The 14,889-nt window shown below is 36.2% G+C and carries 13 protein-coding genes; all 13 read right to left on the bottom strand.

The window, feature by feature from the left end; all coding sequences use genetic code 11:
• Positions 1 to 2: 2 nt before the first annotated feature.
• The 13 genes from LDX58_RS04215 to LDX58_RS04160 all read right to left on the bottom strand — a co-directional run bounded on the left by LDX58_RS04215 (position 3) and on the right by LDX58_RS04160 (position 14,228).
• The gene (locus LDX58_RS04215; protein ID WP_227935604.1) at positions 3 to 1,043 is read right to left on the bottom strand and encodes a Gfo/Idh/MocA family protein; all 1,041 of its coding nucleotides are present in this window, start codon (positions 1,041 to 1,043) and stop codon (positions 3 to 5) included.
• A 1-nt stretch (position 1,044) separates the two neighbouring features.
• Positions 1,045 to 2,082 (bottom strand): Gfo/Idh/MocA family protein, encoded by a 1,038-nt coding sequence (locus tag LDX58_RS04210; protein ID WP_227935603.1) that lies wholly within the window; start codon positions 2,080 to 2,082, stop codon positions 1,045 to 1,047.
• 270 nt (positions 2,083 to 2,352) lie between these two features.
• Positions 2,353 to 3,075, bottom strand: coding sequence for a ThuA domain-containing protein (locus LDX58_RS04205; protein ID WP_227935602.1), 723 nt, complete (start codon positions 3,073 to 3,075; stop codon positions 2,353 to 2,355).
• Positions 3,076 to 3,159: 84 nt separating this feature from the next.
• Positions 3,160 to 3,423, bottom strand: a complete 264-nt coding sequence (locus LDX58_RS25830; RefSeq protein WP_308017450.1) for a substrate-binding domain-containing protein — start codon at positions 3,421 to 3,423, stop codon at positions 3,160 to 3,162.
• On the bottom strand, positions 3,395 to 3,871 hold the full coding sequence (locus LDX58_RS25825) for a substrate-binding domain-containing protein (protein WP_308017462.1): 477 nt from the start codon (positions 3,869 to 3,871) through the stop codon (positions 3,395 to 3,397). Before LDX58_RS25825 ends, LDX58_RS25830 begins: the two co-directional genes overlap by 29 nt.
• Before the next feature lie 38 nt (positions 3,872 to 3,909).
• A complete protein-coding gene (locus tag LDX58_RS04195) occupies positions 3,910 to 5,442 on the bottom strand; it encodes a response regulator transcription factor (protein WP_227935601.1) in 1,533 nt (510 codons plus the stop codon).
• On the bottom strand, positions 5,439 to 7,196 hold the full coding sequence (locus LDX58_RS04190; RefSeq protein WP_227935600.1) for a sensor histidine kinase: 1,758 nt from the start codon (positions 7,194 to 7,196) through the stop codon (positions 5,439 to 5,441). Before LDX58_RS04190 ends, LDX58_RS04195 begins: the two co-directional genes overlap by 4 nt.
• A gap of 145 nt (positions 7,197 to 7,341) precedes the next feature.
• Positions 7,342 to 8,625: an ABC transporter substrate-binding protein gene (locus LDX58_RS04185; protein ID WP_227935599.1), complete on the bottom strand. Its 1,284-nt coding sequence runs from the start codon at positions 8,623 to 8,625 to the stop codon at positions 7,342 to 7,344.
• A gap of 83 nt (positions 8,626 to 8,708) precedes the next feature.
• The gene (locus tag LDX58_RS04180; protein WP_227935598.1) at positions 8,709 to 9,536 is read right to left on the bottom strand and encodes a carbohydrate ABC transporter permease; all 828 of its coding nucleotides are present in this window, start codon (positions 9,534 to 9,536) and stop codon (positions 8,709 to 8,711) included.
• Positions 9,536 to 10,402, bottom strand: a complete 867-nt coding sequence (locus LDX58_RS04175) for a carbohydrate ABC transporter permease (RefSeq protein ID WP_227935979.1) — start codon at positions 10,400 to 10,402, stop codon at positions 9,536 to 9,538. Before LDX58_RS04175 ends, LDX58_RS04180 begins: the two co-directional genes overlap by 1 nt.
• 229 nt (positions 10,403 to 10,631) lie before the next feature.
• Entirely contained in the window at positions 10,632 to 11,015 is a 384-nt protein-coding gene (locus LDX58_RS04170) for a hypothetical protein (protein WP_227935597.1), read from the bottom strand.
• A 377-nt stretch (positions 11,016 to 11,392) separates the two neighbouring features.
• Entirely contained in the window at positions 11,393 to 13,060 is a 1,668-nt protein-coding gene (locus LDX58_RS04165; protein WP_227935596.1) for a glycoside hydrolase family 13 protein, read from the bottom strand.
• Between the two features lie 199 nt (positions 13,061 to 13,259).
• On the bottom strand, positions 13,260 to 14,228 hold the full coding sequence (locus LDX58_RS04160; protein WP_265416563.1) for a S8 family peptidase: 969 nt from the start codon (positions 14,226 to 14,228) through the stop codon (positions 13,260 to 13,262).
• Between the last annotated feature and the right edge of the window lie 661 nt (positions 14,229 to 14,889).

The following is a 14,889-nucleotide window of genomic DNA, read 5'->3' as shown; positions in this document are numbered from 1 at the left end:
CTCTATGTTAACTTTATACTCTGACCTGTTTCACTACTTAAGTAAATCGCATCAATAATTTTCGAAACTTGTAAGGCTTCTTCTGGTTTAACGACAAGCTCATCTTTACCTAAACACGATTCAATAAAATTTCTAACCTGATGGAGGCCAGGATTTTCTTCACCTGGAATCCAATTTGCCTGACTGTTCATTAGCATGCCATGTTTTGCTTGATTAAGCTCAAGTGGAAACAAATCAATTCCTCCGGTTAATCCGGAAATACTTACGCTCTCAACATCCTCTTTGATATTTGCTGCCCAAGACGTTTCGAACAACATCGATTCCCCATTTTCAAAGGTGATATAAGCCGTAACGTGATCATCTACTTCAAATGTCTCATGGTTAAATTCGCCCCATTGATTGATTTGATTGGCCATTTTACTTAAGTGGTTATACGTTTTTCCCATCACCTCAACAGGCTTTGGACTTCCAAGTAACCATAACGACAAATCTAAGAAATGACAGCCCCAATCTATAAGACTTCCACCACCTTGAAGGTCTTTGTTTGTGAAAACGCCCCAACCTGGTACTTTTCTTCTTCTTAATGCCTGTGCTCTAGCTACAATTGGTTCGCCAATTTCGTTCTCAACTATCACCTTTTTGGCAGCACGGGAATCTTTCATAAAACGATAATGATAACCGATCGCTAACACTTTACCCGACTGTTCTGCTGCTTCTATCATCGCTTCACACTCTTCTGTGTTCATTGCCATCGGTTTCTCACAGAATACATGAACACCAGCTTTTAAAGCTGTAATTGTCATTTCAGCATGGAATTTATTTGGAGTACAAATGGTTACCGCATCAACCTCATTTAATAGTTCCTCGTATTCCGTGTACACTTTGTTAATGGCAAATTTGTAGGCAACTGCCTTTGCCGTCTCCATATTCACATCACATACTGCTTCAAGAATGACAGAGTCAGTTAATTGGATATAAGCTGGAATATGGCGATCTTGAGCAATTCCTCCAGCACCAATGATTCCCATTCTTATTTTTTCCATATCATTCTCCTTCACTAATACGAACCATACGTTTCGTATCGTTTGATTCAAGAGCAGATAAAACTACTTGTAGAGATTTCATCCCATCTTCTCCCGAAACAGCTGGTTCCACATTTTGAATAATTGCATTTACAAACTGATCGATGACTTGAGTGTTTGTTTGACCACCAGATACATTTGTTTGAATTCCACCAAGCTCATATTTAACAACTTCTCCGCTCTTATATTGAACAACTAGAGAATTTACTGGGTCATCTTCTAAGCGAAGGATCGCATTTTCTCCGTAAATAAGTGTTGAATTATCTTCTTTTGAAACATAAGACCAGCTAGCAGCCAGTGTTCCGATAATACCTGTTTCTGTTTTCAGTACACATACTGCGGTATCATCCACACTAGCATTAACCTTTGCAGTCGTTTCAATAAAAGCACCGACTTCAACAAATTCTTCTCCTAGGATGAATCTTAATAAATCTGTTTTATGAACCCCAAGATCTCCCATTGCCCCGATAAATGCTTCTTCTTTTTTAAAGAACCAACTGTTTTCTCCATCCGCACTCCATCCTTCTGGACCACCATGTCCAAACGCTGTACGGAAGCTGTATATCTTTCCAACTTCTCCATCTTCAATTAATTGTCTCGCTTTTTGATGAGATGGGACGAAACGTTGATTATGAGCGATCATTAGTTTTTTGTCGTTTTCTTGTGCTGCCTTTATCATTTCCTCTGCATCAGAACGTGATGTTGCCATTGGCTTTTCACAAAGAACATGTTTGCCAGCTAGTAAGGCTGCAATTGAAATCGGTGCATGTAAGTAGTTTGGTGTACAAACGCTTACTGCATCAATATTAGGATTAGCGAGTAAATCTTCATAACTAGTATAAGCTGTTGCTTGATATAGTTCTGCAAATTCATTTACGCGTTCTTCCACAATATCGCAAACAGCAACAATTTCTACTTCTTTATTATTAGCATACTCTGGTAAGTGACGATGCTTGGCGATGCTCCCACAACCGATAACAGCTATTTTTAATTTTCGCATACTGAATTCCCCCTAGTTATTAGTACGATTTTAAAAGTGACTTTCTAATTCATAAAATTTTATCCCGCACGATTATTCAAGAGCTTGTTCAAAAAGGGCGGTCTTCCCTTTTTGAACAAGCTCGGAGCAATGAGCGAAGCCACTGCAATGTTTTAAGTCGATCCGAGTGGTTTTCTCGGATAGACGCGCAGTGAGTGAAGCCATTGCAACTCCGCATTAGGAGAGAGGTTCTTAAAGGCTCAAAATAAAAAAACATTTTTGGGATAATCTCTATTTCGCCTTAATCTCCTCAAGTGGCTTAGCATTTCCATAAACAGGGTACGAACGATTGGTAGGCTTTGCCCACTGAACTGCATTTTTGATTACTTGTTGAATTTCTTTATTGTGATACGTTGGGTAGGTCTCATGTCCAGGACGGAAATAAAAAATCTTTCCATTTCCACGTTGATAAGTACAACCACTTCTGAACACTTCTCCACCCTCAAACCAACTCATCAAAATTAGTTGGTCAGGTGCCGGAATATCAAAATGTTCTCCATACATTTCTTCTTTTTCAAGTTCAATGTATTCACCAATTCCTTCAACAATTGGATGACTAGGGTCAATGACCCAAAGACGTTCCTTATCATCTGCCTCACGCCACTTCAAGTCACAACTAGTTCCCATTAACGTTTTAAAAATTTTAGAAAAGTGTCCGGAATGAAGAACAATCAGACCCATTCCTTCTAATACTCTATTCTTTACTTTTTCTACAATGGCACCGTCTACTTCTTCGTGTGCAAGATGCCCCCACCAGATTAAGACATCCGTATTATTCAACACTTCTGCCGTTAGTCCATGTTCAGGCTCATCAAGTGTGGCCGTTTTCACATCGATTTGTTCTGCTTTTAAGAAGCTAGCAATTGCTCCGTGTATTCCCTCTGGATAAATATCTCGTACGACTGGATTCTTTTGCTCATGACGGTTTTCATTCCATACTGTAACGTTTAACATGCTTGTTCCCCCTATAAGTTATATGATTTTCATCTATTTCTGGGATCGTTCTCAGAAGTATGAAATCGTTCCCATAAAAATTGATTAAACAGATTCTCGGCTAATTACATGTATCGGTAATTCGATCACTTGTTGTTCGGTTGAGCTCGCTTGATTAATTAACATGGAAAGCATAACTTCCATTGTTTTTTGTCCCATCTCTTTAGTAGGTTGCTTTATCGTTGTCAATGCTGGTTCTATTAATTCAGCAATCGGCTGATCATCAAAACCAATTACTGCGATGTCTTTAGGAATGTTTAGACCTAGATTTTTAGCTTCCTTAATGATTCCAGCAGCAAATTTCGTCACTACCTGTGAAAATGGCAGTTGGTCGGTCTTCCATTGCTCTGATCTCTCTTAAAACCCTTTTACCGCATTCAATACTATAAGGATCACGAAAAATCCATTTTTCTTTTACCTGAAGATTAAATTCATCGATTGCTTTCCTAAATCCTTTTTCGCTATCCATTCCAAGTTCACTCGCAGTTCCACCACAGTAAGCTATTTTTTGATGCCCTTTTTCAATAAGGTGAAGTGTGCCTAAATAACTCCCCTTAACCTGGTCAAGTCTTACAACCCGGAATGTAGCCTCCGATCTATATTCATTACATAAAACAATAGGATCGCACTCTTTATAGGAAGCAATCGTCTCCCATTCACTTTCAATAGAAGTAAAGATTAAACCGTCTACCAGCTTCGTTTGTAGTAGTTTTAAAAAGCTAAGCTCTTTCTCTTTGTCTTGTTGCGTTTGACAAATTAATAATTGAAAACCCTTTATAAAGTTGAATTCTACAACTATTGGCTTTGTAAAGAAAGCCGGTATTCCTTAGGTGTCTGGCCTTCACGTTTCTTGAATACTTTAATGAAATATTTATCATTCTGATAGCCAACAGTTTCTGCAATTTCATAAATTTTCAAGAATGGATTTCCTAATAATTCTTTAGCTTTTTCCAATCTTATTTTCGTTACATAATCCGTAATAGTCTCTTGATATTCCTGTTTGAATTTCCTTGAGATATACTCTCTACTTAAAAAGAATCGATCTGCTATGTCTTGTAATTTAATATCTTTTTGATAATTATTTCTAATATATTCCTCAATCATTTGAACCGTATTCTTCTTTGTTGAATATTTGCAGTCGTACACCAACTCCATGAGTTCGTAAAACTCTTTTTTCTTTTCTTCTTTAAAAAGTGAAAAAGAAAAACGACCTCCTTGATCCCAATAATGAATCCCTTTATAGATTGAATTCATATAATTGATTTCATATTCCTTTAACCAATGTTCTTTTAATATAGAAAATTGCTCCTCCCATACTTCTAACTGACCCATAGTAAAATAGCCTCGGTCCTCGATGGTGACAAAGATTTCATCTAAAATATGATCAATTTGGTCAATACTACCACTATGAATCGACCATTTAACTTTTTCCGAATAATCAAGAAGATATACTAAATCGTAGTCGCCATCCTCATTAGCTCGATCCGTTAAAGTAAGTAGATTTAATTTAGCAAGTTTGTTATTAGCCAACTCATAAGCAACCATTAGCTGATCTGAGGAATTCCCCGCTACAATCGGACAATAAATTTCAGTTTCTCTTTTAATCTCGAGAAGAACTTCATTGACGATTTTCCTCACATCATGAATCCCCCAAAACAACAAAACAATTTCTTCTTCCTTGCTCATGTTTTGGAATGCCACTCCCGTATTTTCTTTAGAAAGATAATGGTTGCAGGTTTCTATAACCTTCTTGAATGCTTCCTCAGAATTTCCCTTAAATGCCTTATGAATCAACACTGCCATTGGAATAACGGCAACCGTATATTGTTGACAACCGACAACATTCAATTGCAAGGCGACTTGTTCCGGTAGACTAGATTGAGATAAGCTATTTGAAAGTAGATGGTCGAAAACAGCTCGGTTATTTTCCAAATTAGTTAATCTAACACTATTTTGTTTTCCCCACTCGGCAACAGCCCGTGATAACGTTTCGTTTAACTCAGTTGGATTTATTGGCTTTAAAATATAGTCAAAACTCCCATACATAATGGCATTTCTAGTATACTTAAAATCATCATAACCACTTACAACAATGGTTTTAGCTGATGCTTTATTGTCATTTATCCATCTTAGTAGATCTATTCCATCACACCTCGGCATACTCATATCCGTAAAAATAATTTCTGGTTGATGTTCTGAAATCAGCTTCATTGCCTGATTACCATCAGCCGCTTCTAAAATCATTTCGATCCCGAAGGTTTCCCAATCTGCTAACAATAGAAGCCCCTCACGGACATGCTTTTCATCATCAACTATTATGGCCTTCATGTAAAAACCTCCATCTCTATCGGTAACCTGATTGTGATAAGGAAACCTCCTGAATCACGATTTTTTAGTTTAAATGAAAGATCTTCGCAATAATAAAGCTTTAAACGCTCATAGATATTTTTTAATCCTATGCTGTCTCCACCTAAACTCTGGTTTGTTTCTTCATTTAAATGTTGTCTAATTTCTTTAAGTCGTTCTTCTGGTACTCCGCTTCCGTTGTCACTTATAGAGATAAACAAAAATTGATCCTTCTTCTTGCATTTCACAGTCAATTTCCCTATATGATCACGTACATCAAAACCATGCTTAAAGTAATTTTCAATAATAGGTTGCAAGATCATCTTAGGTACTTTGATGTTAAGCGTCTCTTCATCAATTTCTAACTGATACTCTAAATCATCACCAAACCTTTGTTTTTGTAATAACATATAAGCTTTTGTGTAATTGATTTCCTTGTCTAGTGAAACAATATCTTCTTCCATATTCATGCTATATCTCATTATTTGCGAGAGATCGGTAAGCGATGAATAAATTTCTGGCACCTTACTTTTTAAAGCCAATGTTCCTATTGATTGCAATGTATTATATAAGAAATGCGGATTCACTTGCGAATGTAGTACTTTTAGTTGATTCGTTTTATTTTCTAGCTCAAGTTTGTATTCTCTATTAATCAGGTGATTGATCTTTTCAATCATTGTCTTAAATCGATCTCCAAGGATTCCTATTTCATCTTTTCCAAGAGTTTGAAATTGCACTTGCATATTTCCTTTTTCTACTTGCTTAATATTTTGTAATAGGATTCTTATCGGAGATGTGATTTTAAACGAAACGAACAAAGTTGCTAAAATCACAAGTGATAGTCCAATTACGCCAAAGAATATATTAATGATTGCTACACCATATGCACTTTCATATAAAGTCGTATTAGGAATTCTTTTCACTAAAACCCAACTACCCGTAGAATCGGAAATCGTATCATAGACCATAACGCCATCGAAAGTAGCATCCTTCCAAACCACAGTACCATTTGATTCAGAGGAATTTAATAACGTTTCCTTCCAATCAAGTTCCTTATCAACATTAGAAATCAATTCTGAACTATAAATCAAATGTCCTTCTTGAGTAAGAATGTAAAATTCTTCAGTCCCTTCATGATACAGATACTTACTTAATTGATTAATTTTGTCTGGTTTAATCTCTAAAGAAACATAGGCAAGAACATGATTAGCAGGAACATCCTTAAATGCTCGATGGATTGTAAATCGATTTAACTCATTTAAAGGTTCAATATACAGGTTAGCAGCATTTTCCCTTGCCTCTATATAATACTCAATGTCTGTAGGATCGATTAGCTGTGAATAAACAATAGAAGACCGTCTTGAAACCGTCAACATTTCTTCATGTTTCTCAATCGACATAGCCACTTTATTAATACTTTCATCACTATACAAAAGCGATTGTAAAACATTATGAACAACGCCTCTTGAAACATAATCACCTATTTCGTTCATTCTTAAGTAGTTCATGAAATCTGGATTATTATAAAAAGAGAAAGTATAATTGTTTAATTCTTTTAAATAACTCTCAATGTTTACTTTTCCTTGGTATAGTAAGTTGATATTTTCTTGTATCGATTGATCCTTTAATGATTCTTTCGTATATAAATACGTTACAATGATGGAACTACCAAAAGGGATAATCGTTATTAATAATAGTAGGACAATTAGTTTATTTCTTATGCTTGTTCTTAACAACGAAGTTCCTCCCCATCTTCCTGTATACGATTTCGTTCAAGAGGTTATGAAAAGAATCTTTTTGAACGGAACCATACAGTAAAGTATAAGCCCGAAAGCACATCTACGTATAGACATGCTTTCTACTTACTAAAATATGGAGTTATTACTTTAAGTTATCCCATGTTCGTTGAAATTTTTCTAACACTTGATCATACTCAATTTGTCCTGCAATATATTCTTGAATCGCTGCCGCAAAGTCGTCTCTTGCTCCATCCGGCCACATGAACCATGTCCAAGGAATTGTCTTTTCGTCTTTAGAATACGCTAATATTGATTCGCCTAAAGCTCCAAGGCCAGCAGGCTCAATATTGTCAAATGCCGGTATGAACCCAAACTCTTCAGTCATATAACGTTTACCTGTTTCTGAAGATACCATCCAATCAAGAAGTAACTTAGCTTCCTCAAGATGCTCTGACTCTTTACTAATAGCCCAGTTATTCGGAACGCCTACAGGTAGGCTATTCGCACTTGCCTCATCATTAAGAGGAATAGGTAAGAAAGCCATATTCATTTCTGGGTTAATCTGATAGATCATATTTTCAGTCCAGTTACCTTGTTGAAGCATAGCTGTTTCTCCTGAAGCAAATAATGTTACTTGTGTATTATAATCAGTTGTTAATGGATTCGCATTTCCAAAATTAATCTCCGTGTCGATCAATTCTTTAAAATCTTCAAAATGTGGGTTGCCTATAAACGACTCTGTTCCTTCAGTTAAAGATGTTATGAATGCTTCAGGATCATTCTGCTGAGCAAAAGCAATATTTAATAAATGCTGCCCAATTACCCAACCTTCTGCATAACCAGCCGAAAACGCTGTAATTCCGTTTTCTTCTAACTCTTTTGCTACAGCCATTAGCTCAGATAGTGTAGTTGGTGCTTCGGTAATTCCGGCCTGTTCAAATAAATCTTTGTTATAAATAAAGCCATATCCTTCAAGGTTAACTGGCATTCCATATAACTTACCATCCTCATCTGTCATAGGAACTTTTCCAATAGGTAGTAGATGTTCCACCCAAGGTTCTTCTGAAAGATTTGCTAAATGCTCTTTCCAAAGTTCTAATTCATTAAACCCACCGTTGTTAAAAATATCAGGTTTTTCACCAGAAGCGAATTTAGCTTTTAATGCAGATTTATAGTCAGCACCACCACCAACTGTTTCAAGGTTGACTTTGATGTTTGGATGCTCAGCTTCGAATTCTTTAAGCATCTCTTGCAATTGTTCATCAATTTCAACTTTAAATTGGAACATATTAAGTGTTACTGAGTCTGTGTCACTACCGCCTGCACTTGAATCACCTGATGAGCTGCTATCATCATTTGACGAACATCCTGCACTAATTCCAATAACCAACAACATTGTTAAACATAGAAATAATAATCGTTTCATGTAATTAACCTCCCAAAATCTACCAATTTTTGTACTTGCTATATTGATTTTTGCAGCATTAGCTACAAAAAATTAAACCCAACTTATTTGATTGACCCTGAAGCAATCCCTTTAATAATATGTTTCTGTAAGAATAAGAAGAAAATAACTACGGGTATAATCCCTAGCACAAGAGCAGCAAGACCCATATCCCATTGCTTTGTATATTGAGCAAAGAAAGAACTAGTTGCTAATGGAATCGTACGTAACGATGCATCTTGTAACACTAGAAGTGGTAACAAGTAATCATTCCAAATCCATAAAGTGTTCAAGATCACAACGGTTACAGTAATTGGTTTTAAGAGCGGGAATACAATTCTCCAGAACACACCAAATTGTGTACACCCATCAATTCGCGCTGATTCCTCCACTTCAACCGGTACAGTCTTAACAAAACCGTGATAAAGGAACAAGGATAACGGAACACCAAAACCAAAATACATGATGATAATTCCAGGAATACTGTTCATGATTCCAAGCATTCCTCCTAATTTCACTAAAGGTATCATTACCGTTTGAAAAGGAATAACCATTGCTGCAACAAAGAATACAAACAACATTTTACTGAACTTTCCAGGAGTACGAACCATTTTCCACGCTGCCATCGAACTAATGATGACTAGACCAATATTACTTAGGACTGTAATAACAAGCGAGTTCCAAAATGCTCTTGGAAAATCAAGAATTTGCCACACCTTCACATAGTTAGAAAATAACCATTCAGTCGGTAACGCCGCAGCATCTAGTAGTATTTCAGAGAACCCTTTTAAAGAATTCGCGATAACGAAATAAAAAGGAACTAAGAAGATGAGAGCTAAAAGAATCGCAAAGATTTCTAAAATGAATGTCCCTTTCGTGTATTTTTTATTCATTACGCCTCAACCTCCTTCTTCTTAGTAATCATCACTTGTAAAGTTGTAATAATGGCAACAATCACGAAGAAAAGAATCGATTTAGCTGACCCTAAGCCATAATTGTTGTTTGTAAACGCTTCTTGATAAATATTAATGGCTACCGATTGGGTTGAGTTAAATGGTCCTCCACCGGTTAACGACAGGTTCAAATCAAAAATTTTGAAGGCCATTGAGATTGTTAGGAAGAAACAAATCGTAAAGGCTGGTAAAATTAATGGGATAATGATCTTTGTTAATGAAGTAAATGCATTAGCACCATCAATTTTTGCTGCTTCTAGCAATGATGTATCCACACCTTGCAGGGCAGCAATATAAATGACCATCATGTATCCACTGATCTGCCAAGCGAACACAATTACAATTCCCCAAAAGGCTGTTTGTGCATCGCCTAACCAAGCCTGTTGAAAGAAAGAGAGATTTGTAAATTCTCCAATTGCTGCAAATCCCCTTACAAAAATAAACTGCCAGATAAATCCTAGTAATAAACCACCGATAACATTTGGTATAAAAAAGGCAGTCCTTAAAATGTTTCTCGTTTTCAATGCAGAGTTTAATAGTAATGCGAAAGAAAAACCAATAATGTTACTTATAACAACTGCAGCAAACATGAACTTTGTTGTAAAAAGGAAAGAATCAACGAACCTCCCATCATTTGTGAAGATTCGTTTATAATTTTCAAATCCTACCCATTCCGTAGCAGAACTAATTCCATTCCAAGATGTAAAGGAGTAATAAGCACCCATAAAAAAAGGAATAATTTGAATGACGATGAAAAATATAAGTGCTGGTCCAACGAACGCAGCGTAAGATAAAAACTTCTTCATCTTCGTATTACTTTTTGTCTTACTTTTCACATCTGTATCCGCTTTCACACTTTTTGTATCTACAGCTGTATTCACTTTTATCTCACCACCTAATTGTAATCGCTTTCATATGTACATTATAAAGTGAACGGTTACATATTGAATACTAACTAGATTGACTAAAAAGGTGCACTATTTTGACCACAAAAAAAAGCATGAGTATCAAACCCATGCCATCCTACTCTAACCTTCAACCTTCAGGTGCTACCTCTGCGTCAAGCGCTTTTAAAAAGGCTAATATCGATCTATAGCTGCTGCCAAAATCACCCAATGCCCCTTGATTCGCACAATACACATCAACCGCCGATTTAATAGGGTTTATCTTAAAAACGGTCACCACCATGATTGAAGATCCAACACCCTGCTTTTTTAACGAAATTTCTCCACGTTCATTATCTACGTGAGTGACTTGCCAATTAGGATATTTATTGCCTTTTACTATTTTCGTTACATTCTCAATCATCACTTCTCTACTTTTTTTATAATAGCGCGTCTTAAGACCGGGTAAATTCGGTTGTTCACTAGTTTCCTCATGTTTTTTCCATATTCCTGTTATTGCTCGTAATGTTGGCATGGTCTCCTCCTGAAAAAAATTGTTTATTCCCAACGAATTACTTAAAGTTCAATCTATCCCTGACGATGATTTTAGCATAAATCAAGGGTAGGGTAACTGTTCCAAGTCAGGGGTGTTTTCTCGATAATTCGGCAGATGATTAATTCTTCAAAGGATGATAGAAAATCATAAAAGGTTATTTGTTGGAATTATAGCTATATATTCATATTCATCTATTAGTATAATCCCGTCAACATTTCTTATTATATACTAAAAGAATGACAGATAAATAAACATCTTCGCAATCTTTAGATAACCAAAAAACAATCAGCCCCTAAAAGACCAACTGTTTTTTTACTGGCTTGCCATCTAATATTGTTTCACTTAGCTACAAACACTCAAGATAATTTATACACTCTAGCTTCATATGGATTTAAAACAAATTGATTACTTTCTTCCTCTAGATCAACTTCATAATTATTTAAAAGTAATGTTTTAGGCAGTACTATTAAATCTGTTGGTATGATAAAGTTTGCCTTTCGCGCAAATAAGTTCGTTATAATTAAGATCTTCTCATCATTATACGTTCTCGTATAAGCATAGATTTCAGTGTGATCTTTCAAAATCAGTTCATAGCTTCCGTAAATTAACGCAGGTTGTTTTTTTCTAAGCTGAATCAATTTTTTATAATAATGATAGATCGAGTTCGGATCTTGAATCGATTGTTTAACATTAATTTCATTAAAATTAGGATTGATTTTTAACCATGGTGTTCCCGTTGTAAACCCTGCATGATCTAGGTCACTCCATTGCATAGGAGTTCGCGAATTATCCCGTCCATTTTTCCAAATAATCTTCATGATCTTATCATATGGTGTTCCATTTTCAATTTCATTTCGATATAAATTTTTTATGGCAACATCATTGTAATCTTCAATAGATGGGAATTGGACATTTGTCATGCCAATTTCTTGACCTTGATAAATAAATGGCGTTCCTTGCATGAGAAAATACATTGTGGCAAACGCTTTGGCAGATTGCTTACGGTATTCCTTATCATCTCCCCAAGTGGAGACAGAACGTGGTTGGTCATGATTCTCTAGGAATAAAGCGTTCCATCCAATGCCATCAAGCCCCTCCTGCCATCTCGTTAATGTTTGTTTAAGTGCGTCAAGATCTAAACCTCCATCTGTACTCTTTCCCCAAAGATCTAAATGTTCAAATTGAAAAATCATATTGAAACAGCCTTTTTTCTCACCAACCCAATCCTCAGCGTGTTCCACCTTAACTCCGTTAGCTTCGCCGACTGTCATAATATCGTATTTATCAAATGTTTCACGCCTTAGCTCGTCGAGAAATATTTGAATCCCCTCTTGATTCATATGCCCATCTAGAGAAGCTACATACTTCTTCCTCTTGGGATTCGGTAAATCTGGATAACCTGCTAACTTTTTAATATGAGAAATTGCGTCTACGCGAAAACCATCAATACCTTTATCGAGCCACCAGTTAACCATTTCATAGAGGTCTTTTCTAACATCTGGATTTTCCCAATTTAAATCAGGTTGTTTACGTGAGAATACGTGCATAAAATATTGTTTAGTTTTCTTATCATATTCCCATGCCGATCCTCCAAAGATGGATTCCCAGTTATTCGGTTCTTGCCCATTCTTCCCATCTTGCCAAATATAATAATCTCTGTAAGGATTCTCCCTTGATGAACGTGATTCAATGAACCACGGATGTTCGTCAGATGTATGATTTATGACTAGATCTAGTATAAGTTTCATGTCACGATTGTGCACTTCCTTTAAGAGTTGATCAAAATCAGCCATCGTCCCGAAATCTTCCATGATTCCTTTATAATCACTAATATCGTAACCGTTATCATCATTAGGCGAAGAGAAAATCGGGCAAATCCAGACCACATTAATCCCTAATTCACTTAAATAATCCAATTTCGAAATAATCCCTTGAATATCACCAATTCCATCTGCGTTTGAATCCATAAAACTACGTGGGTAAATTTGATAAGCCACTGCTTCTTTCCACCATTTTTTAATCACATTCATTCCCCCTTACTCTAAAATAAGGTATCATAGTTTTTTAACTTGCGCGAACATTTTCACAATTTATAGTGGACTTTTAATTTTAAACATAAAAAAATACAAACCGTCTAATCATATATCATTCTATTGCGAAAGATAATGATAAAGTACAAAAGACCAAATCATTATGATTTGGTCTTTCTCATGTTAATTGAACCTAAATGGTCGTAGACACCTTATCATCATCCGCTCGCGTTATTAAACCCGTTGCTAGTTTTATTAGTCCATTCCCTTGAGACCGTCTACTGTAATTCAAAGAAACGGTTCTTTTAATCAGTTGGGCCCAAATTTCAGCTTCAGTAAATGGACGCTCAAACTCCTTCTCACCCTGTTCAATGATGAGGGCAACCGCTCCTGAAACATGAGGTGCAGCCATCGATGTTCCAGATAACACTGCAAACTCATTATTCAAGTAGGTCGAAAGAACTTCTTCACCTGGGGCAACGAGATCGATATGACAATTCGTGTTACTAAACCTTGAAATTTCCCCTTGTAAATTGACGGAACCGACTTGGACCACTTCAGGTAAAGATCCAGGATAAGCAAACTCATCGGTTTCATCATTACCATCACCCTCATTACCAGCAGCACAAACAACAAGTACATCGTTTTGAACTGCTTCCTGTACCGCTTTATGAAGTGTTATATCTTTTTCTTTGCCTCCTAGTGACATAGAAATCACCCTCACTCTTTCACCATTTGGTCCTCTCCATTTAATTGCATACCGGACACCTTCTGTTACCCACTTTGTATCTCCATATCCTTGTCCGCCTAGAACTTTCAAGACTAGTAATTTAGCTTTTGGGGCAACTCCGATGACACCAACATCATTTTGTGTAGCCGCTATCGTGCCACATACATGTGTGCCATGCCCATTGTAATCCTCAAAAATGGTGGGGTCACTGTTGTCATCAGATGTAAAGTTGTAGCCATCAATAATTCGATCTTTTAATTCAAAGTGGTCGGAATCACAGCCAGTGTCAAGAACGGCAATAACCATTCCATTACCCGAGTATCCTTGTTCCCAAATCGTTGGGGCTTCAATTAATTCAATACCTGGTGGAACGACCTTTGTCTCTTTTACGACAGATTGAATGGTGTAAGGTATAAGGCTTACTTTACTCAATGTGATTCCCCCTTAAGTTAAAATGGATGACATATATTCCATTTCCTTGAGGACATGAATGAAAATAAATTTGCATGACTTTTAACTTTTTTCGCATCATTTACCGGAAACGTATTATACTTTATTCGTAGGCATTTTTTTGTTAGCGACGATTCCTATGGGAGTCGTCTTTTCTTTTTGGATTTTTTTCTGAGTTCTTTTATATTTTTTAAGCCTAGTGTGATGGTAGAGAAGACCGTGGTAACAAGCACTAATAGTTGTAGGAACCACTCTAGCCACTCCAACACTACTATCACCTCCTATTTTAAAAAAAGCCTTACACAGCGTTCAACAACTGGTAAGACTATTTTTTCATAGATGATCGCTTAAGGATGGTGTAAACTCAAGATGATTTTTTTCGTTCTTCTCTTTGTCTTTGCAAACTATTTTCAAAGAACAAATATCATGTACACACAAGGATAAATTTGGAATATATGTCAATATGATTGTACCATGTCTTCTATACTTGTTTCATTAATATTGCGAATATTCGTTCGATTATCCTGTTTCCCAACTAACGATAACAGGTTACCCCTACTTAATACCTAGTTCCTTATTTGATAAATTTTACGATAGGGGAATAATGGATTAGATTTATTCGTTAATAAGAACAGATAAACCC

Source organism: Alkalihalobacillus deserti (assembly GCF_020734105.1).
Classification (GTDB): Bacteria; Bacillota; Bacilli; order Bacillales; family Bacillaceae_D; genus Halalkalibacter; species Halalkalibacter deserti.
Note: the sequence above shows the minus strand (reverse complement) of the source record. Positions and strands in the feature narration are given on the sequence as shown.